The organism is Streptococcus parasanguinis, assembly GCF_015557775.1.
Taxonomy (GTDB): domain Bacteria; phylum Bacillota; class Bacilli; order Lactobacillales; family Streptococcaceae; genus Streptococcus; species Streptococcus parasanguinis_AA.
On record NZ_JADNOY010000003.1, the window covers coordinates 83,292 to 101,143 of the forward strand.

Sequence of the window (17,852 nt, forward strand, 5' to 3'; positions counted from 1 at the left end):
TAAAAAAATGTGGGGCAAATGATGGGGCAAATCAGTTATAGACAAACAAAAAAGCCTTGTAAATCAAGGCTTTTTCCTGTTGTATGTAGATGCCCCCTACAGGGCTCGAACCTGTGACCCATAGATTAAGAGTCTACTGCTCTACCAACTGAGCTAAGGAGGCAAATATAAAAAGCTGTATTGGTGCCGAAACTTCACGATTTGTATTGAACCCGCGCAATTAAGCAGGTGGGCAACTCGCTCTGACTTAGCTGCTTCCGCGTGAAACGGCCTGCATACTGCCAGAAGTCTTTTGTTTCCCTAATAATACAAAAAATAGTCGGTCAACACTTAAGTGTGAAGTCGTACACCACAGCGTTTCTATATGTATATGATACCACATTTTGAAAATATTTCAAGGGAAAATCTCAATTTTTTGAAACCGATGTCACTTTTTCTTGAATTGATCAATCTTCTCCTTGGTGGCTCCGAGAGCACGCTCGTACTTGCCATTTTCATTGGGAATAAAGTAGGACGCGTGTTTGAGCTTGTCTGGCAGGTAGTCCTGCTTGACCCAGTTGCCAGGGTAGTTGTGAGGGTATTTATAGTTTTGCGCATTTCCCAGTTCCTTGCTTCCAGCATAATGACCATCGCGGAGGTGGCGAGGAATAGGAAGGTTGCCAGAACTTCTAAGATCAGCCAGCGCCTTGTCCATGGCAACGTAGGCTGAGTTGGATTTCGGCGAAAGGGCTAGATCGATGACGATGTTGGCGATGAGAATGCGGGCCTCAGGAAAGCCGATGCGCTCAGCTGCTTGTAACGCTGTCACGGTATGAATCTGCGCATCTGGATTGGCCAGACCGATATCCTCATAAGCGATGACAGTCAAGCGACGAGCTAGGCTGGGTAGATCTCCGGCTTCGATCAAACGAGCTGCATAGTGGAGACTAGCATCGACATCCGAACCACGGATAGATTTTTGCAGAGCAGAGAGCACGTCGTAGTGGCCGTCTCCATCTTTGTCCATGGTGATGTAGCTGCGCTGGAGACTGTTTTCCATGATCTCTAGCGTAATATGGCGAATTCCTTCTGCATTTTCAGAGGTCGACAGCACCGCCAGATCGAGAGAATTAAAGGCAGAGCGAAGATCTCCATTGGTTGAGGTAGCGATGAAATCCAAAGCGTCCTCATCGAGCACGACTGGAAAATCAAAGCCACGGTCGGGATCATCCAGCGCCGTTTTTAGAGCTTGCTTGACCTCCTCCGTCGTCAACGGTTCCAGCTCAAAGATTTGTACGCGGCTACGAATAGCGGGTGTGACAGAGAAAAAGGGATTTTCAGTCGTTGCACCGATCATGATGACAAGACCACTTTCGAGCAAAGGCAGGAGAAAATCTTGCTTGGTTTTATCGAGGCGATGGATCTCGTCCAAGAGCAGGACCAAGCCACCAGAAAATTTGGCCTCCTCTGCGATTTCTTGTAGGCGTTTTTTACTGTCAACTGTTGCATTAAAGGTCCGAAAGGCATACTTGGTGGTTCCTGCGATTGCAGAAGCGATACTGGTCTTTCCGATGCCCGGAGGTCCATAGAGAATCATAGAGGACAGACGATTGGCTTCGACCATGCGACGAATGATTTTGCCTTCTCCGACCAGGTGCTGTTGACCGATGACTTGATCGATCGTTCGTGGTCGCATACGGAGTGCGAGATTGTCGGGCATTTCCTTCTCCTTTCTAGCTTTGTCTCCTTTCAAAGAGGCGTTTTTTATGGTAAGATTGTAGTAACTATTGTATCATATTCCGCTCTAAGAGTGGGAAATTAGAAAGAGGACGCTATGTCTAAATACGGATTTTTGGATGTTTTAGAAGAGGAGATGGACAAGGTTTTTCCTTTTGATTTTGAGATCAATTGGGATAAGAAAAACCATGCGGTAGAAGTGGCTTTTCTCTTGGAAGCGCAGAATACGGGAGGGGTTGCACTGGTTGATGAAGCTGGCGAAGAATCTGATGAGGATATTTTCTTTGAAGAAGCTGTCATCTTCTACAATCCAGCCAAGTCTCATGTGGAGGAAGATGCCTATTTAACGGCGATTCCTTATGAGCCTAAAAAAGGCTTGTCTCGTGAGTTTCTAGCCTATTTTGCGACTTTCCTCCGAGATACAGCTGAGTTGGCCTTGGATGAGCTCATGGATTTCTTAGCAGACGAAGAAGCAGAGAGCTTTAAGATCGTCTGGAACCAAGAAGTTTTTGAAGAAGGCAAGATTGGCCTAGAAGAAAGCACCTTTTATCCCTATCCGAGATATTAGAAAAGATTCTAAGTGTTTTTTTGAATACTGGATTCAAGGAGAAGGGGAAAACTATGCTAGAAAAAGTCAAACAGTTTTTCAGGAGAAGGTCAGATAAATCTGAGCAATCAGTTTGCATTCTGCCCCGCAATCGCTTTGCGAATTTAGATTTCGAGAGAATGTTAAAGTCTGGAACTCGTCGCCTTGTCGATGAGGAAGGGCGCTATGCAGAAGATGGCACAGTCACAGAACTTGAATTTCCTGAAGACTTTGCGGAATTTGAATTTCTAGTTGGTTTTAATACGGAAGAGGAAGACCAGTTTCAGCAACTATTAGCTCGTTTAAATAGTATTGATAATGCCATTCAGTCCCATTTGGAAAGCGAGTTGCAACAACCCATCCCTCAGTATGCTAAGGATCTAGGCTATACTCAGAAGAGGTGGGAGAAAACCTTTTACTTCCATCCTTGGATATTAAGTTTTGAGGAAAACCCGCCTAATCTTCGCTATGTTGCCGATTATGTAAATGATGAGTTTACGGTTTATTTTGCGAAAAAACATGGTAGATGGCAGGCGTACTGGGATGCAGAGTGCCAAAAGGTGATTGAAGAAAGCTAGCTAGGGGTTTTCTATAGAGTAGTAGTTATGATAAGAAAAGGTCATCATCATGGAATTATTGGATAGCAGAATGGATTTCCAAGGTTGCAAGATTGCCTTGATTTGTGGGGATAAGGTCTTGACTATCTTACGTGATGATAAGGAAAATATCCCTTGGCCCAATATGTGGGAGTTACCGGGTGGTGGTCGTGAAGGGGACGAAAGCCCATTTGATTGCGCGGCGCGTGAAGTTTATGAGGAACTGGGAATTCATTTAAATGAAGATTGTTTGCTCTGGAGCAAAGTCTATCCCAGCATGCTCTATGAAGGTAGACAGTCAGTATTTATGGTTGGTCAGCTAAGACAAGAACAATTTGACAATATTACCTTTGGTGATGAAGGACAGGCCTATAAACTGATGCCTATTGAGGAGTTTTTGAAGTCTAAACAGGCAGTTCCTCAGCTACAGGGTAGATTGAGGGATTATTTGGAGGGAAGTTTATGATAAGACTTGAACGAGCAGGAGCAGAGGATTTGAAGACCATCATTGCGATTCAAAGAGCTAGCTTTAAGGCTGTCTATGACAAATACCAAGATGAATACGATCCTTATCTGGAGGACCGTGAACGAATTAAGTGGAAACTAGTCGAGCGTCCCAATAGCTATTACTACTTTGTGAAAGAAAACGAAGAGAAGATTGGTTTTTTACGAATTCAGACCAATGACGAGTTAACGAAAGCTTGGTTAGGAACGGCAGCGATTTTACCTCCCTATCAGGGAAAAGGGTATGGATCTGAAGGATTGTGCTTGCTAGAAGAGGAATTTTCAACCGTTAGACAATGGGATTTGTGTACGGTGTTACAGGATGCAGGCATGGTCGCGTTCTACGAGAAGAATGGCTACCATCAAACCCATATCGAGCCTGAAAAAGAAGGCATGGATATGGTCTACATGAAAAAATTGATAGAGAAATAGAAAGGATGGTTCGGTTAAATTTTTAAACTGAACCCGCCCTAAACACGGTGCCAAAAAGCTAAACTTCTCCTAGACATAAGTGTCTTCAGAGAGTTTCCTATTTTGGCTTTGTGTTTTACGGGCTTGGTATCTTAATGATGGAAACATGGCAAGAATTAAAAATTACAGTCAAGCGTGAGGGAGAGGAATTAGTTTCCAATCTCTTGATTGAGTTAGGTGCCCAAGGGGTAGCAATTGAAGACAGCATGGACTATGTTGGAAATGTGGACCGCTTCGGTGAGATTTTCCCTGAGGTCGAGCAACAAGAAGAAATCGTGGTGACAGCCTACTATCCGGATACGGTTGATGTAGCAGTGGTTGAGGCTGACTTGCAGGCTCGCTTAGCAGAATTGACAGACTTTATGGATCTGGGAGAGGTCAAGATGGGAACGACTTCCTTGGCTGAGGAAGACTGGGCCGACAACTGGAAGAAATACTATGAACCAGCTCGCATCACTCATGACCTAACCATCGTGCCGTCATGGACGGACTATGAGGCGACGGCTGGAGAAAAGATTATCAAGCTAGATCCTGGTATGGCCTTTGGGACAGGGACCCACCCGACGACCAAGATGAGCCTCTTTGCCTTGGAGCAGGTTCTTCGTGGTGGGGAAACGGTATTAGATGTAGGGACAGGTTCAGGTGTCCTTTCCATTGCTAGCTCGCTTCTTGGCGCTAAGGAAATCTTTGCCTATGACCTGGATGATGTAGCGGTTCGAGTCGCTCAAGAAAATATTGAGCTCAATCCTAGCATGGAAAATATCCATGTAGCCCCAGGTGATTTGCTCAAAGGTGTGGAGATTGAGGCAGATGTTATCGTGGCCAATATCTTGGCGGATATCCTCATTCATCTGACGGATGATGCTTATCGCTTGGTCAAGGATGAAGGCTACCTCATCATGAGTGGCATTATTAAGGACAAGTGGGACATGGTCCGTGAGTCAGCAGAAGCAGCTGGATTTTTCCTTGAAACCCACATGATCCAAGGTGAGTGGAATGCCTGTGTCTTCAAAAAAACTAAGGATATTTCTGGTGTGATTGGAGGCTAGCATGCAACAGTATTTTGTAAAAGGTTTGGCTAGCTCACCTGTCACTATCGAGGATAAGGAAACTAGCAAGCACATGTTTCAGGTCATGCGATTGAAAGAAGATGACCAGGTGACCCTAGTCTTTGATGATGGGATCAAGCGTTTGGCGCGCGTGGTCAATGTGGAGGCTCGTCAGTTGGAGCTAATCAAAGAATTAGCTGACAATGTGGAACTACCTATTCAAGTGACCATCGCTTCAGGCTTTCCCAAGGGAGACAAGCTGGAGTTTATCACTCAAAAAGTAACAGAGCTAGGTGCTAGTCAAATTTGGGCCTTTCCTGCCGATTGGTCAGTTGCCAAGTGGGATGGCAAGAAATTGGGTAAAAAGGTTGAAAAACTAGAAAAAATCGCCCTTGGAGCAGCAGAGCAAAGCAAGCGGAATCTTGTTCCAAGCATTACCCTTTTTGAGAAAAAGGCAGACTTTCTAGCCCAACTCGACCAGTTTGACCGCATCGTGGTGGCCTATGAAGAGTCGGCCAAAGAAGGCGAAAGCGCTGCTCTTGTACAAGCTGTAAGTGGTCTTAAAAAAGGGAGCAAGATTCTCTTTATCTTTGGTCCAGAAGGAGGTCTCTCACCTGCTGAAATTGAAAGTTTTACAGCTAAAGGAGCAGTCCTTGCAGGCCTTGGCCCTCGGATTCTCCGTGCAGAAACCGCCCCACTCTATGCCCTTAGTGCAGTGAGTGTTGTCACGGAATTAATGAAAAACGCGTGAAGGTAGACCTTCACGCGTTTCTTTTATATCTTATTTTGTTCAGAATTTATTCGTTTTATTATTTTTTATATATTACAAATTAATGAATTTTTTATAAAAAATGGAGTATTTGTATAAAAAGGGAACCTACGTTCGGGATTTCTGGCTGATAGTGCTGGAAAGCTCTTCAAATAGCATGAAAGTCAATCGGACTAGTTTTCATATAGAGCTAAAAGTGATAGAATAGAAGGCAAGAAAGTGGAGAAAACTAGATGCCGAAAGAAGAACCTTTAACAGGGGGCCAGGTTATTGCCCTTACCAAAAAATACTTGTCGGGAGAGGATGTTGCATTTGTAGAAAAAGCTCTCCTTTATGCAGTCGACTGCCATAGTGGGCAATTCCGTAAATCAGGTGAACCCTATATCATCCACCCTATTCAAGTTGCCGGCATTTTGGCAAAATTGAAGTTGGATGCTGTGACGGTTGCCTGTGGTTTTTTGCACGACGTTGTCGAGGATACAGACGCGACCCTAGATGATCTAGAACGCGAATTTGGACATGATGTCCGAGTGATTGTTGATGGAGTGACCAAGCTCGGGAAGGTCAAATACAAGTCCCATGAAGAGCAGTTGGCAGAGAACCACCGCAAGATGCTCATGGCCATGTCTCAGGACATCCGTGTCATCTTGGTCAAGCTAGCAGACCGCTTGCACAACATGCGGACTTTGAAGCATTTGCGCAAGGACAAGCAAGAGCGGATTTCTCAAGAAACCATGGAAATCTATGCGCCGCTAGCCCATCGTCTCGGGATTTCCAGCGTCAAGTGGGAATTGGAAGATCTATCCTTCCGTTATCTCAATGAAGTCGAATTCTACAAGATTTCCCATATGATGAAGGAGAAGCGTCGCGAGCGGGAAGCCTTGGTAGAAGAAGTCGTCCAAAAGATCGAGTCCTATGCGGCGGAACGCCACCTCTACGGGAAAATCTATGGTCGTCCTAAGCATATCTACTCCATCTACCGCAAGATGCAGGATAAGAAGAAGCGCTTTGATGAAATCTATGACTTGATTGCTATCCGCTGTATCCTAGAGTCACCAAGTGACGTCTATGCCATGCTGGGTTATATTCATGAGCTTTGGAAGCCCATGCCAGGACGCTTCAAGGACTATATCGCCAACCGCAAGGCCAATGGTTACCAGTCTATCCATACGACTGTCTACGGTCCAAAAGGTCCCATCGAGTTCCAGATCCGTACCAAGGAAATGCACGAGGTTGCTGAGTACGGGGTTGCGGCGCACTGGGCCTATAAGAAAGGGATCAAGGGCCAAGTCAATAGCAAAGAATCAGCTATTGGGATGAACTGGATCAAGGAGATGATGGAGCTCCAAGACCAGGCAGATGATGCCAAGGAATTTGTCGATACGGTCAAGGAAAACTATCTGGCTGAAGAGATTTATGTCTTTACGCCGGATGGAACTGTCCGTTCCCTTCCAAAGGATTCTGGACCGATCGATTTTGCCTATGAGATCCATACCAAGGTAGGGGAAAAGGCTGTCGGAGCCAAGGTCAATGGCCGGATGGTGCCTCTCAATACCAAGCTACGGACAGGGGATCAGGTGGAGATCATTACCAATGCCAACTCCTTTGGTCCAAGCCGTGACTGGCTCAATATCGTCAAGACCAGCAAGGCGCGTAATAAGATCCGCCAATTCTTTAAGAACCAAGACAAGGAACTCTCGATCAACCGTGGACGAGAGTTGCTCATGGCTCAATTCCATGAGCATGATATGATTGCCAACAAGTTCATGGACAAGAAGCACATGGACAAGGTCTTGCAAAAGACTAGCTACAAGACCGAAGAGGCCTTGTTTGCAGCCATCGGTTTTGGAGAAGTCGGAGCCATCTCTGTCTTTAACCGTTTGACGGAAGAAGAGCGCCGCGAAGAGGAAAAAGCCAAGGCGCGCGCGGAAGCAGAAGAGCTGGTCAAGGGTGGCGAAGTCAAGGTTGAAAATAAAAAAGATACCCTCAAGGTCCGTCACGAAGGTGGTGTCGTCATCCAAGGCGCTTCTGGTCTCTTGATCCGGATTGCCAAGTGTTGCAATCCTGTGCCAGGAGATACAATTGTCGGCTACATTACCAAAGGACGTGGGGTTGCCATTCACCGTCAAGATTGTATGAACCTGCGGGCCCAAGACAACTACGAGCAACGCTTGATAGACGTCGAGTGGGAAGACAATAACACGACCAAGGATTACATCGCCCATATCGATATCTACGGCCTCAACCGTGCAGGCCTTCTCAATGATGTCCTTCAAGTCCTCTCTAATACGGCTAAGATGATCTCAACTGTCAATGCCCAACCAACCAAAGATATGAAATTTGCCAATATCCACATTTCCTTCGGGATTCCAAACCTGTCTATGTTGACAACGGTTGTGGATAAGATTAAGAGTGTGCCGGAGGTATACTCTGTTAAGCGTACCAACGGCTAGTCGGCTGCTCAGTTATCTTTTATTGCTTCGTTAGCTCGACTCGCCGTACTTCAGTACTGTCTTCGTCTCGCTGCCTTGCCCTAAAAGTAACTGAACAGCCTTTGGTTTTCGGATAGTCTGCCTGCGTCTCACTGCCTTGTCTGATGTCGATTTTCTTTGAAGATTGAGGAGCGTGGTCAGAACTCTTTTATTGCTTCGTTAGCTCGCCTCGCCGTACTTCAGTACTGTCTTCGTCTCGCTGCCTTGCCCTAAAAGCAACTGAATAGCCTCTGTTTTTTAAAATAGTTGCCTGCTTTTCATCGTCTTGTTTGAAGTCGATGTTCTTTGAAGCTTAGTGGTGAGCCCAATAGATTGTTTAAATAGGATAATAAGATGAAATTAGTGATTCAACGGGTCAAAAGGGCCTCGGTTTCTATTGATGGTCAAGTCTATAGTCAGATTCAGGATGGGCTTCTGCTCTTAGTGGGAGTGGGACCTGAGGATGACCAGAAGGATTTGGAGTACGCGGTGCGGAAGGTCACGCAAATGCGGATTTTCTCGGATGAAGAAGGGAAGATGAACTTATCTGTCAAGGATATTCAAGGGGAAATCCTATCTGTTTCGCAGTTTACCCTCTTTGCCCAGACAAAAAAAGGCAATCGTCCAGCCTTTATCGGGGCAGCCAATCCAGAGATGGCCAGCCAGCTCTACGATGACTTCAATGATTTGTTAGAAAAGGAAGTCCCTGTCAAACGTGGGATCTTCGCTGCAGAAATGGCAATCGAACTCATTAATGATGGCCCAGTGACTATCATCCTCAATACGAAAAATCCATAGAAAAACAAGCCCTTGATTAAAGGGCTTGTTTGAATGTAGACAAATTACTTTTTACTTAGGATAGCTGGATAACTTTTCAAAAAAATCCTTATATTACTTTGAGTTGTCGAAGTAAATCCGAAACTTTCCGCCGTGAGAAAAATGCTTGAAACATTGTTGTTTCAAGCACTTGGGAGTTTTGAAACCTTAGGTTCAAAACTAAGTCATGGAACTTCGTAGAAGTTCGCTGACGTCCGTACTCACCTAAGGAAAGTTTCTAGGAATACTATTTCTTCAATCTGACATGCTCTTAATCAGAGGGCATGTTTTTCTATGTAAAGTTGTTGGGCAATCAGATGATTGATCTGGATGTCTTGGTCTTTAATCTGGAGCTTATAGAGGCCAGTGTAATCGTCGTATCCTTTGAAGAGAATGTCATCTCCAATGGTCAGTTGGATCTGGTCTAAAAAATTCAGCAATTCAAAGCTATCCTGGACTCTTCGCAAACGATAGGTTCCCAGTTCGCTGACATCACTCAAACGGTCCTGGTAAGCCTCGATGAGGAGTTGTCCTTTAGGTGGAATAGTTCCTCCGTGGGGGCAGGTCCTAGGAGTGTCTAACATCTGGTCAAGTTTATCGATAAAGCGGTCGGAGACAGTATGCTCGAGCACCTCAGCCTCTTCATGGACTTCTTCAGTTGTATAGCCCAGTTTTTTGAGCAAGAACACTTCAATCAATCGGTGCTTGCGAAAGAGATCGGAAACTGTTTGAAGGCCGAGCTCGGTAAGCAGATAGCCGTGGGTCTTATCCTTGATGAGGAGATTCTCCGAGATCATTCGCTTGACCATCTCAGTCACGGCTGGAGGCGAAACCTGCATCCGGGCCGCAATCTCTTTGTTACTAATTTTTTCATGTTGCGTGCCGATTTCATAGATGCACTTGAGGTAATCTTCTTTATTTGGTGTCATAGGGTCCTCTTTTCTTCGCTCCTTCTAGTATATCAAAAAAAGCGCAAAATGGCTTGGCCAGTGGATAGGAATTGTCTGGGAGGGCGAAAGATGATAGTATAGAAGCATAAAACAAGAGCAATGTGGAAAGGAGGGTGCAAATGCAGCGACAGGAATTGGAAAAACTGGGCTGGACGACCAGAGGTCTCAGCTACTTAGAAAAACGACTGCAGTCTTGCGAAGATGAAGCAAGAAGGCAAGACTCTTACCGCTCTGTCTTCGTCTTTGCCAGCCCTCTTTTCCAAGAGATGTGGCAGAGAGAACTGCAAGGGTTGACGGAAGGCCGTGCCCAGGCCCTCTTAAGAGGGGTCATGCACCTCTGTCTCATGCCACGGGATTTATCGGGAACCTGTGAGGAGACCGCCTTCTTACTGAAGCGGTTCTGGCTAGCTTGCCCGCCTCATTCGTCTTTTTGGTCCTCTTTTTCAAGAGTGGTTCGAGTAGCATTTGCTCAGGATCCATTAGCCAGCAAAGCAGGAGATCAGCTCTTAAAACGACAGGTTCACCAGTTTCGCTATCTGCTCTCTGCCTACCAGGCCCAGTGGATTCGGGAGCATTATGCCAGAGCGGGGCAGACTGATGAAGAGGCGCTACAAGCTTACTTGCAGGAGACAAAAGGGATCAAAATCGATGCTTATGCGGCAGCTCGTCTCCATAATAAGGTATATGTAGATCAAGACGGCCAACTCGCCTTCCCATCTCGTGCTCAGGCCCAGTTGAATTTTAAGGTCTTGCTCAACTTTCATACAGAGTATATCCTGGATCAGGGTGGCCACTTTCTCAACGAAGTGGATCCGTATCAGATTTCTGAAAATGGCATTGTCAATGGAGCCAGTTTCAACTATGGCTTAGCCAAAGGCCATACCCATAAGGACTTGGATATCGATCCCGTTAAACTGTGGGATCCAGCTTTTCGCAAGAAGGTTCTCTATCAGCAGGGGATTCGCTATCTAGCTCCGAAGAATGACCGCGGAGAGCAGGGCTATTGGAGCCGGAAGGGAACCTTTGCACAAGGTGGTAAGAGCTACAAGCAACAGGTAGCACGGCGCGTGCGGAGTTTCCTCAGAGGCATCCCACGCTTACGCTGGCGAGTCCTCTTCCAGAATGGACTCCATCGGATTTTATAGTAGTCCTCTTTCGGATTGAAGACAAAGGCCTCTTAGAAACTCACCTAAGGAAAGTCTCTGAACAGATTTTATAGATAAAGTAAAAAGAGGTCCTAGACCTCTTTTTACTTTATCCAAGTGCTTTGACGGCTTCGATTGCAGCGTCGTAATTTGGTTCACTGTTGATATTGTCTAGGTATTCAACGTAAGTGACCTTGTTATCCGCATCTAAGACCAAGACAGCGCGCGCGAGCAAGTGCCATTCATTGATCAAGAGGCCGTAGGCTTTTCCGAAGGAATGGTCGAAGTAGTCTGAGAGCATGATGGCATTTTCTATCCCTTCAGCAGCACACCATTTACCTTGGGCGAAAGGAAGGTCGACGGAAACCGTCAAGACCACAGTGTCCTCCATGTCAGAGAGGGCCTGGTTGAAGTGACGTGTTTGAGTAGAACAGATACCTGTGTCAATAGATGGGATCACACTAAGAACTTTTTTCTTCCCAGCAAAATCAGCCAAAGATTTTTTCTCCAAGTTAGGAGTGGTCAGTGAAAAGTCATGAGCAGTATCGCCAACTTGAAGTTGAGATCCGGTAAAGGTAACAGGGTTTCCTAAAAATGTTGTCATAGCAAAGACTCCTTTTTTCTTTTCATTGTACATCAATGAAGGGGGAAGAGCCACTGATTTGTTTGAGAATCTAATCAGTTTGGAATCTTATTTGTTCAAACCTTCTGCGATTTTCTCCAAATTCCATTTCATCATGCTGTAGTAGCTGTCGCCTTCTTCGCCTTCTTTAGCGATCGAGTCAGTAAAGATTTTTGAAAAGATAGGGATATTGGTATCCTTAGACACAGTTTTCATAGGGCGTTCATCGACACTGGATTCGACAAAGAGGGACGGTACCTTAGTTTGACGCAATTTCTCTACCAGTGTTTTGATTTGTTCGGGAGTCCCTTCTTCTTCAGTGTTGATTTCCCAGATATAGGCAGATGGGACGCCATAGGCTTTTGAGAAGTACTTGAAGCAACCTTCGCTGGTTACGATCATCTTCTTGTCTGCTGGGATGTTATTGAATGCTTGTTTGGCTTTTTGGTCGAGCTTACTGAGTTTTTCAGTATAAGCAGCTAGATTCTTTTCGTAGAAGTCCTTGTTTTTCGGATCTTTGGCGATCAATTGTTTGGCAATGTTTTTAGCGTAGAGGATCCCGTTTTCGAGATTGAGCCAAGCGTGTGGGTCTTCTTTTCCAGCTTGGTTTTGGCCTTCTAGATAGATGACATCGACTCCCTCGCTAACTGCGAAATAGTCCTTGTTTTCAACTTTATTGGCATTTTTGACCAACTTGGTAAACCAAGCATTGCCACCGGTTTCGAGATTGATCCCGTTGTAGAAGATCAGGTCTGCTTGCGAAGTTTTTTTGACATCTTCTGGTAGTGGTTCGTATTCGTGGGGATCTTTGCCGACGGGAACGATACTGTGCAGTTCGATCTTATCCCCAGCAATATTTTTGGTCATATCTGCAAGGATCGAATTGGTGGTGACCACTTTCAATTTACCAGAAGCTCCAGAAGAAGAACCCTTGCTACAGGCTAGAAGACCGAATAAGAGCGCCACAAAGAGGGCGAGGACAGAAGCGATTTTTTTCATGTGTTTCTCCTTTAATGAGATGAAAGAGCGTGCTTGTTCTTTCTCTGCTTAGGAGCGATAAAAAAGCTGATGAGAAAGAAGACGGCAGAAGTGAGGACAATACAAGACCCAACGGCGATGTTCAAACTATAGCCAATAAAGAGTCCCAGAACGGATGCAAGAGCGCCTAGGCTAGAGGACAAGAGCATCATGGACCAGAGGCTATTGGCATAGAGATAGGCTGTCGCAGCAGGTGTGATGAGCATGGCGACGATCAGAATGGTCCCGACACTTTGCATAGCAGTGACAGAAACCAAAGTCAAGAGCACCATGAGGAGGTAGTGATAGATCTTGACCCGAACGCCCATGGATTGAGCCAGAACGGGATCAAAAGAAGTGAGCAGCAAGGGACGAAAGAGCAGGACAATTACCAGCAAGACCGCCACCCCAACACCGATGGTCATCCACATATCCTGGTCTTGCACGGCCAAGATATTCCCAAAGAGAATGTGGAAGAGGTCGGTGGAACTTTTAGCGACTCCAATCAGAATGACTCCTAAGGCGAGGAAAGAAGAGAAGGTAATCCCAATCGCGGTGTCGCTTTTGATAATGGAGTTGCTCTTGATATAGGTGATGAGGATAGAAGCTAAAAGTCCAAAGACAATGGCGCCAATAAAGAAATTGATGCCAAGGATAAAGGACAGGGCCACCCCTGGAAGGACTGCGTGCGAGATAGCATCTCCCATGAGAGACAGGCCTCGCAAAATGATGAAGCAGCCAACAGCTCCAGCGACAATCCCGATGGCAATGGCTGTAATCAGGGCATTCTGTAAGAAGTGGAATTGTTGTAATCCATCGATAAATTCTGTAATCATCCGACGCCACCTCCTATAAAGAGTTCATGCCCATAGGCTGCATGCAGATTCTCCTTGGTAAAGGTTTCCTCTGTTTTTCCAAAAGCGATCAGCTTGCGGTGAAGGAGGAGGACCTGGTCGAAATAAGCTGGGACCTTGCTGAGATCGTGATGGACGATCAGAATGGTCTTGCCTTCTTGTTTCAAGGTCTGAAGGGTCTGCATGATAATGTCTTCGCTGACGGAGTCAATCCCTGCGAAGGGCTCATCCAAAAAGATGACATCTGCTTCTTGGACCAAGCAGCGGGCGATTAGCACCCGTTGGAATTGCCCTCCCGAAAGCTGGCCGATCTGGCGATCTGCTAGATCAAGAAGATTGACAAGTTTCAAGGCATTTTCCACTTTTTGGAGATCTTCTTTACTTTTTCGCTTGAAGATAGAAAGATGGGGATAGAGACCCAGTGAGACACACTCCCGCACCGTGATGGGGAAGTGGAAATCAATAGCGGATTTCTGTTCGACGTAGGCCACTCGTTGAAGAGCTTGGCCGAGATCTTTTTGATCGAGCAGGACCTTTCCCGAATGAGGGAGAAGTCCTAGCATGGCCTTGATCAGGGTTGATTTTCCTGCTCCGTTGGGCCCAAGAATGCCTAGGATGGTTGGACCCTGGATGGTGAGGGAAAGATCCTCCAAGGCCAGTGTTTGCTGGTAAGCAACACTTAGATGTTCAATTTGAATCATGATTTTGCTCCTTTACTATTAATATACATAAATAAAAAAATTAAGTCAAGTTAATTTTTAAAATGATTTAGATTAACTTACTTGTAATCATTGAAAAAAGTTCCTATTTTTGATAAGGTTATTAGAAAAGAATGAAAGCGAGAAGATCATGGTACGTTTACAAGATGATTTTTATGATTACGTCAATGGGGAATGGGCTGAGACAGCTGTGATTCCTGATGACAAACCGTCAACTGGTGGTTTTATGGACTTGATCCAAGATATCGAAAACTTGATGTTGGATATCACTGGAAAATGGCAACGGGGAGAAGAGCTGCCTGAAGACAGCATTCTGCAAAACTTCGTCAAATACCACAAAATGGTGGCAGATTTTGATGCGCGAGAAGCAGCCGGTGTCGCTCCAGCTATGCCTTTGATCAATGAAATTAAGGCTCTGTCTTCTTTTGAAGACTATACCAGCAAGTTGGGTACCTATGAACTAGCTGGCAAACCAAATCTCATGCCATTTAGCGTGTCACCAGACTATATGAATGCTCAAATGAATGTCTTGTGGGGAGAAGCGCCGGCTCATATCTTGCCAGATACGACCTACTATGAAGAAGGCAACGAAAAAGGACCAGAATTGCTGGCTATCTGGCGCCAAATGATGGAAAAACTCTTACCTAAATTTGAATTCTCAGAGGCAGAAATCAAAGATATCCTGGATAAGGTCATTGCGTCGGATGCAGAATTGGCCAAATATATCTTGTCAAATGAAGAAAGATCCGAGTACAACAAACTCTACCATCCTTATGAGTGGGCAGATTTCAAGGCCTTGGTTCCAGAATTGCCACTCGATACTTTCTTTACAGAAGTGATCGGACAAACTCCGGATAAAATCATCGTTCCAGAAGAGCGTTTCTGGAAGGAATTCGCACCAACATTCTATTCAGCAGCCAACTGGGAAACTATTCATGCAAGATTGAAACTCGGTGCAGCCGTAGATTGGACTTTATTCTTGACCGAAGAAATCCGTGTCTTGGCTGGTGAATATAGTCGTACGATTGCAGGTGTTCCAGAACCTCGTCCAAAAGAAAAGGCGGCCTTGTCATTAGCAGAAGTACCATATAGCCAAGCGCTTGGACTCTGGTATGCGGGAGAAAAATTTTCACCAGAAGCAAAAGCAGATGTAGAGCATAAAGTAGCGACCATGATTGACGTCTACAAGGAGCGCTTAGAAAAAGCAGACTGGCTCGCTCCTGAAACTCGCGAAAAAGCCATTGTCAAACTTAATGTCATTACACCGCATATTGGCTACCCTGAAAAATTACCAGAAACATACGCCAAAAAGATCATCGACGAGAGCAAGACCTTGGTTGAAAATGCTCAAGCTCTTTACGAAATTTCCATTGCCCATACTTGGAGCAAGTGGAACCAACCAGTTGATCGGAGCGAATGGCACATGCCAGCTAATATGGTCAATGCCTACTATGATCCGCAACAAAACCAAATCGTCTTCCCAGCAGCAATTCTGCAAGCACCTTTCTATGACCTTCACCAATCGTCATCAGCCAACTACGGTGGAATCGGTGCAGTCATTGCCCATGAAATCTCCCACGCCTTTGACACCAATGGTGCTTCCTTTGATGAGCACGGTAGCTTGAAAGACTGGTGGAAGCCAGAAGATTACGAAGCCTTTACCGCTCGCACGCAAAAAGTCATCGATCAGTTTGAAGGACAAGACTCCTACGGTGCCAAGATCAACGGGAAATTGACCGTTTCTGAAAACGTAGCAGACCTCGGCGGGATCGCTGCAGCCCTTGAAGCCGCTAAGAAAGAGGAACATTTCTCAGCAGAAGAATTCTTCACCAACTTTGCTCGCATCTGGCGCATGAAAGCCCGGACAGAGTACATGCAACTCCTCGCAAGTGTCGATGTCCACGCACCAGGAAAACTCCGTACCAATGTCCAATTACCAAACTTTGACGAATTCTTTGAAACCTTTGATGTCAAAGAAGGCGACGGCATGTGGCGTGCACCAGAAGACCGTGTGATCATTTGGTAGTCTAAGATACTAAGCCCGTAAAAAAAGCGAGAAGAAAATAGGAGATTGACCATGTGGGCCAGGCCCACCAGTCAATCTCTCTTTTTCTCGACGCTTTTAGGGCGAGTTCAATTTCGCGATACTAGTTTTGTTGATCAAAGGAAGTAGTCTCGACTTCAGTTAAGCCATTGATTGATTTTCTCAATGCTTGTAAAAAAATAAAAATCCCAAAAGCCAAGTTTCAATCTACTGAAACTAGCTTTGGGGATTTTTGATAATAAGATTCATCAAATGAAAATGAAACGCTTCCAATGACTGCGTGAACAGATAAATTTAATTGATTGGAGCCTTGTATAATTCTTTGAATTTCATAGAAATAAATGCTACTATGGGTGTGAACTAAATAAATTTTAAAGGAGCAGACTATGAGAAATTTTGCAAGTCCGTCACGTTACATTCAAGGGGAAAATGCCTTGTTTGAAAATGCGCAATCTATTTCAGAATTAGGGACTCACCCTGTTTTACTATGTGATTCAGTGGTTTATGATATCGTAGGGAAACGTTTTGAAGAATACCTTGGTCAAAATGGGCTTACGGTTTTGCCAGTCTTCTTTAATGGAGAAGCTTCTGATAACGAAATCAATCGTGTGGTTAGTTTGGCAGAAGAAAATGGCTGTGATTTGGTCATTGGACTTGGTGGAGGAAAGACCATTGATAGTGCTAAAGCTATTGCTGATCTTTTAAAATCACCAGTTGTGATTGCCCCTACCATTGCCTCTACAGATGCTCCTGTTTCCGCCTTATCTGTTATCTATACAGATGAGGGTGCCTTTGAGCGCTATATTTTCTACTCTAAAAACCCAGAATTAGTCTTGGTGGATAGTAAAGTGATCTCTCAAGCACCAAAACGCTTGCTCGCTTCTGGTATCGCAGATGGTCTAGCAACTTGGGTCGAAGCGCGTGCGGTGATGCAAGCGAATGGAAAAACCATGTTGGGTCAACGACAAACCTTAGCGGGTGTCGCCATTGCACAACGTTGTGAAGAAACCTTATTTGCAGACGGTCTTCAAGCCATGGCTGCTTGTGAAGCCAAAGTTGTAACCCCTGCTCTTGAAAACATTATTGAAGCTAATACCCTTCTCAGTGGTATTGGATTTGAAAGTGGGGGATTAGCTGCTGCCCATGCCATCCATAATGGCTTTACAGCCCTTACTGGGGACATCCACCATTTAACTCACGGTGAAAAAGTAGCCTACGGAACGCTCGTTCAATTGTTCTTGGAAAACCGTCCGAAGGAAGAATTGAATAAATACATTCGTTTCTATCAACAAATCGGTATGCCAACTACTCTGAAAGAAATGCATCTTGAAACTGCAAGTTATGAAGATCTTCTCAAGGTTGGCCAACAGGCCACCATCGAAGGAGAAACCATCCATCAAATGCCATTTGAAGTGAAGGCTTCTGATATTGCCCAAGCCATCGTAGCAGTAGATGCCTACGTTCAAGGTTTGGCCTAAGATGACTTTGTCGACAAACCAAGAACTCCCATACCTTATGGTAAT

The 17,852-nt window shown here is 45.2% G+C and carries 17 protein-coding genes, 1 tRNA gene and 1 other RNA gene; 11 read left to right on the forward strand and 8 right to left on the reverse strand.

What is annotated here, in order from left to right:
- Positions 1-90: 90 nt before the first annotated feature.
- The 3 genes from I2F76_RS05195 to I2F76_RS05205 form a co-directional block, all read right to left on the reverse strand.
- A tRNA-Lys gene (locus tag I2F76_RS05195) sits at positions 91-163 on the reverse strand.
- A 5-nt stretch (positions 164-168) separates the two neighbouring features.
- A non-coding RNA gene (gene ssrS, locus I2F76_RS05200) (6S RNA) lies at positions 169-361 on the reverse strand.
- A gap of 66 nt (positions 362-427) precedes the next feature.
- A complete protein-coding gene (locus I2F76_RS05205; RefSeq protein WP_070590342.1) occupies positions 428-1,699 on the reverse strand; it encodes a replication-associated recombination protein A in 1,272 nt (423 codons plus the stop codon).
- Between the two features lie 114 nt (positions 1,700-1,813).
- On the opposite strand from I2F76_RS05205, the gene I2F76_RS05210 reads away from it, so the two are divergent.
- The 8 genes from I2F76_RS05210 to dtd all read left to right on the forward strand — a co-directional run bounded on the left by I2F76_RS05210 (position 1,814) and on the right by dtd (position 8,960).
- The gene (locus tag I2F76_RS05210) at positions 1,814-2,284 is read left to right on the forward strand and encodes a DUF3013 family protein (protein ID WP_195487380.1); all 471 of its coding nucleotides are present in this window, start codon (positions 1,814-1,816) and stop codon (positions 2,282-2,284) included.
- Between the two features lie 53 nt (positions 2,285-2,337).
- Entirely contained in the window at positions 2,338-2,880 is a 543-nt protein-coding gene (locus tag I2F76_RS05215) for a hypothetical protein (protein ID WP_195487381.1), read from the forward strand.
- Between the two features lie 49 nt (positions 2,881-2,929).
- Entirely contained in the window at positions 2,930-3,364 is a 435-nt protein-coding gene (locus I2F76_RS05220) for an NUDIX hydrolase (protein ID WP_195487382.1), read from the forward strand.
- The gene (locus I2F76_RS05225; RefSeq protein ID WP_195487383.1) at positions 3,361-3,834 is read left to right on the forward strand and encodes a GNAT family N-acetyltransferase; all 474 of its coding nucleotides are present in this window, start codon (positions 3,361-3,363) and stop codon (positions 3,832-3,834) included. Before I2F76_RS05220 ends, I2F76_RS05225 begins: the two co-directional genes overlap by 4 nt.
- Positions 3,835-3,971: 137 nt before the next feature.
- The gene (gene prmA, locus I2F76_RS05230; RefSeq protein ID WP_195487462.1) at positions 3,972-4,922 is read left to right on the forward strand and encodes a 50S ribosomal protein L11 methyltransferase; all 951 of its coding nucleotides are present in this window, start codon (positions 3,972-3,974) and stop codon (positions 4,920-4,922) included.
- A 1-nt stretch (position 4,923) separates the two neighbouring features.
- Positions 4,924-5,673: a 16S rRNA (uracil(1498)-N(3))-methyltransferase gene (locus I2F76_RS05235; RefSeq protein WP_195487384.1), complete on the forward strand. Its 750-nt coding sequence runs from the start codon at positions 4,924-4,926 to the stop codon at positions 5,671-5,673.
- Between the two features lie 251 nt (positions 5,674-5,924).
- The gene (locus I2F76_RS05240) at positions 5,925-8,144 is read left to right on the forward strand and encodes a RelA/SpoT family protein (RefSeq protein WP_061564675.1); all 2,220 of its coding nucleotides are present in this window, start codon (positions 5,925-5,927) and stop codon (positions 8,142-8,144) included.
- 372 nt (positions 8,145-8,516) lie between these two features.
- Positions 8,517-8,960, forward strand: a complete 444-nt coding sequence (gene dtd / locus I2F76_RS05245; RefSeq protein ID WP_195487385.1) for a D-aminoacyl-tRNA deacylase — start codon at positions 8,517-8,519, stop codon at positions 8,958-8,960.
- Positions 8,961-9,253: 293 nt separating this feature from the next.
- Here dtd and I2F76_RS05250 read toward each other — a convergent pair whose 3' ends face one another.
- Positions 9,254-9,907, reverse strand: a complete 654-nt coding sequence (locus tag I2F76_RS05250; RefSeq protein ID WP_006595072.1) for a metal-dependent transcriptional regulator — start codon at positions 9,905-9,907, stop codon at positions 9,254-9,256.
- Positions 9,908-10,047: 140 nt separating this feature from the next.
- Here I2F76_RS05250 and I2F76_RS05255 point away from each other — a divergent pair, with 140 nt between their 5' ends.
- Positions 10,048-11,073, forward strand: a complete 1,026-nt coding sequence (locus tag I2F76_RS05255; protein ID WP_195487386.1) for a DUF3114 domain-containing protein — start codon at positions 10,048-10,050, stop codon at positions 11,071-11,073.
- A gap of 109 nt (positions 11,074-11,182) precedes the next feature.
- Here I2F76_RS05255 and tpx read toward each other — a convergent pair whose 3' ends face one another.
- From tpx to I2F76_RS05275, 4 genes are all read right to left on the reverse strand, one after another.
- Positions 11,183-11,677, reverse strand: a complete 495-nt coding sequence (gene tpx, locus I2F76_RS05260; protein ID WP_023027611.1) for a thiol peroxidase — start codon at positions 11,675-11,677, stop codon at positions 11,183-11,185.
- Positions 11,678-11,764: 87 nt separating this feature from the next.
- Positions 11,765-12,694: a metal ABC transporter substrate-binding lipoprotein/fibrin-binding adhesin FimA gene (fimA, locus tag I2F76_RS05265; RefSeq protein WP_195487387.1), complete on the reverse strand. Its 930-nt coding sequence runs from the start codon at positions 12,692-12,694 to the stop codon at positions 11,765-11,767.
- An 11-nt stretch (positions 12,695-12,705) separates the two neighbouring features.
- Positions 12,706-13,548, reverse strand: a complete 843-nt coding sequence (locus I2F76_RS05270; RefSeq protein ID WP_195487388.1) for a metal ABC transporter permease — start codon at positions 13,546-13,548, stop codon at positions 12,706-12,708.
- Positions 13,545-14,267: a metal ABC transporter ATP-binding protein gene (locus I2F76_RS05275; protein ID WP_195487389.1), complete on the reverse strand. Its 723-nt coding sequence runs from the start codon at positions 14,265-14,267 to the stop codon at positions 13,545-13,547. The genes I2F76_RS05270 and I2F76_RS05275 overlap by 4 nt, the downstream gene beginning before the upstream one ends.
- 148 nt (positions 14,268-14,415) lie before the next feature.
- Between I2F76_RS05275 and I2F76_RS05280 the strand changes: the two genes are divergently transcribed.
- The gene (locus I2F76_RS05280; RefSeq protein WP_195487390.1) at positions 14,416-16,311 is read left to right on the forward strand and encodes a M13 family metallopeptidase; all 1,896 of its coding nucleotides are present in this window, start codon (positions 14,416-14,418) and stop codon (positions 16,309-16,311) included.
- 404 nt (positions 16,312-16,715) lie between these two features.
- Positions 16,716-17,807: a glycerol dehydrogenase gene (locus I2F76_RS05285; RefSeq protein WP_070674705.1), complete on the forward strand. Its 1,092-nt coding sequence runs from the start codon at positions 16,716-16,718 to the stop codon at positions 17,805-17,807.
- Positions 17,808-17,852 lie beyond the last annotated feature (45 nt).

Coding starts and splice junctions, on each gene's coding strand:
- I2F76_RS05205 (WP_070590342.1), bottom strand. CDS start 1,699: ATGCCCGACAATCTCGCACTCCGTATGCGACCACGAACGATCGATCAA.
- I2F76_RS05210 (WP_195487380.1), top strand. CDS start 1,814: ATGTCTAAATACGGATTTTTGGATGTTTTAGAAGAGGAGATGGACAAG.
- I2F76_RS05215 (WP_195487381.1), top strand. CDS start 2,338: ATGCTAGAAAAAGTCAAACAGTTTTTCAGGAGAAGGTCAGATAAATCT.
- I2F76_RS05220 (WP_195487382.1), top strand. CDS start 2,930: ATGGAATTATTGGATAGCAGAATGGATTTCCAAGGTTGCAAGATTGCC.
- I2F76_RS05225 (WP_195487383.1), top strand. CDS start 3,361: ATGATAAGACTTGAACGAGCAGGAGCAGAGGATTTGAAGACCATCATT.
- prmA (WP_195487462.1), top strand. CDS start 3,972: ATGGAAACATGGCAAGAATTAAAAATTACAGTCAAGCGTGAGGGAGAG.
- I2F76_RS05235 (WP_195487384.1), top strand. CDS start 4,924: ATGCAACAGTATTTTGTAAAAGGTTTGGCTAGCTCACCTGTCACTATC.
- I2F76_RS05240 (WP_061564675.1), top strand. CDS start 5,925: ATGCCGAAAGAAGAACCTTTAACAGGGGGCCAGGTTATTGCCCTTACC.
- dtd (WP_195487385.1), top strand. CDS start 8,517: ATGAAATTAGTGATTCAACGGGTCAAAAGGGCCTCGGTTTCTATTGAT.
- I2F76_RS05250 (WP_006595072.1), bottom strand. CDS start 9,907: ATGACACCAAATAAAGAAGATTACCTCAAGTGCATCTATGAAATCGGC.
- I2F76_RS05255 (WP_195487386.1), top strand. CDS start 10,048: ATGCAGCGACAGGAATTGGAAAAACTGGGCTGGACGACCAGAGGTCTC.
- tpx (WP_023027611.1), bottom strand. CDS start 11,677: ATGACAACATTTTTAGGAAACCCTGTTACCTTTACCGGATCTCAACTT.
- fimA (WP_195487387.1), bottom strand. CDS start 12,694: ATGAAAAAAATCGCTTCTGTCCTCGCCCTCTTTGTGGCGCTCTTATTC.
- I2F76_RS05270 (WP_195487388.1), bottom strand. CDS start 13,548: ATGATTACAGAATTTATCGATGGATTACAACAATTCCACTTCTTACAG.
- I2F76_RS05275 (WP_195487389.1), bottom strand. CDS start 14,267: ATGATTCAAATTGAACATCTAAGTGTTGCTTACCAGCAAACACTGGCC.
- I2F76_RS05280 (WP_195487390.1), top strand. CDS start 14,416: ATGGTACGTTTACAAGATGATTTTTATGATTACGTCAATGGGGAATGG.
- I2F76_RS05285 (WP_070674705.1), top strand. CDS start 16,716: ATGAGAAATTTTGCAAGTCCGTCACGTTACATTCAAGGGGAAAATGCC.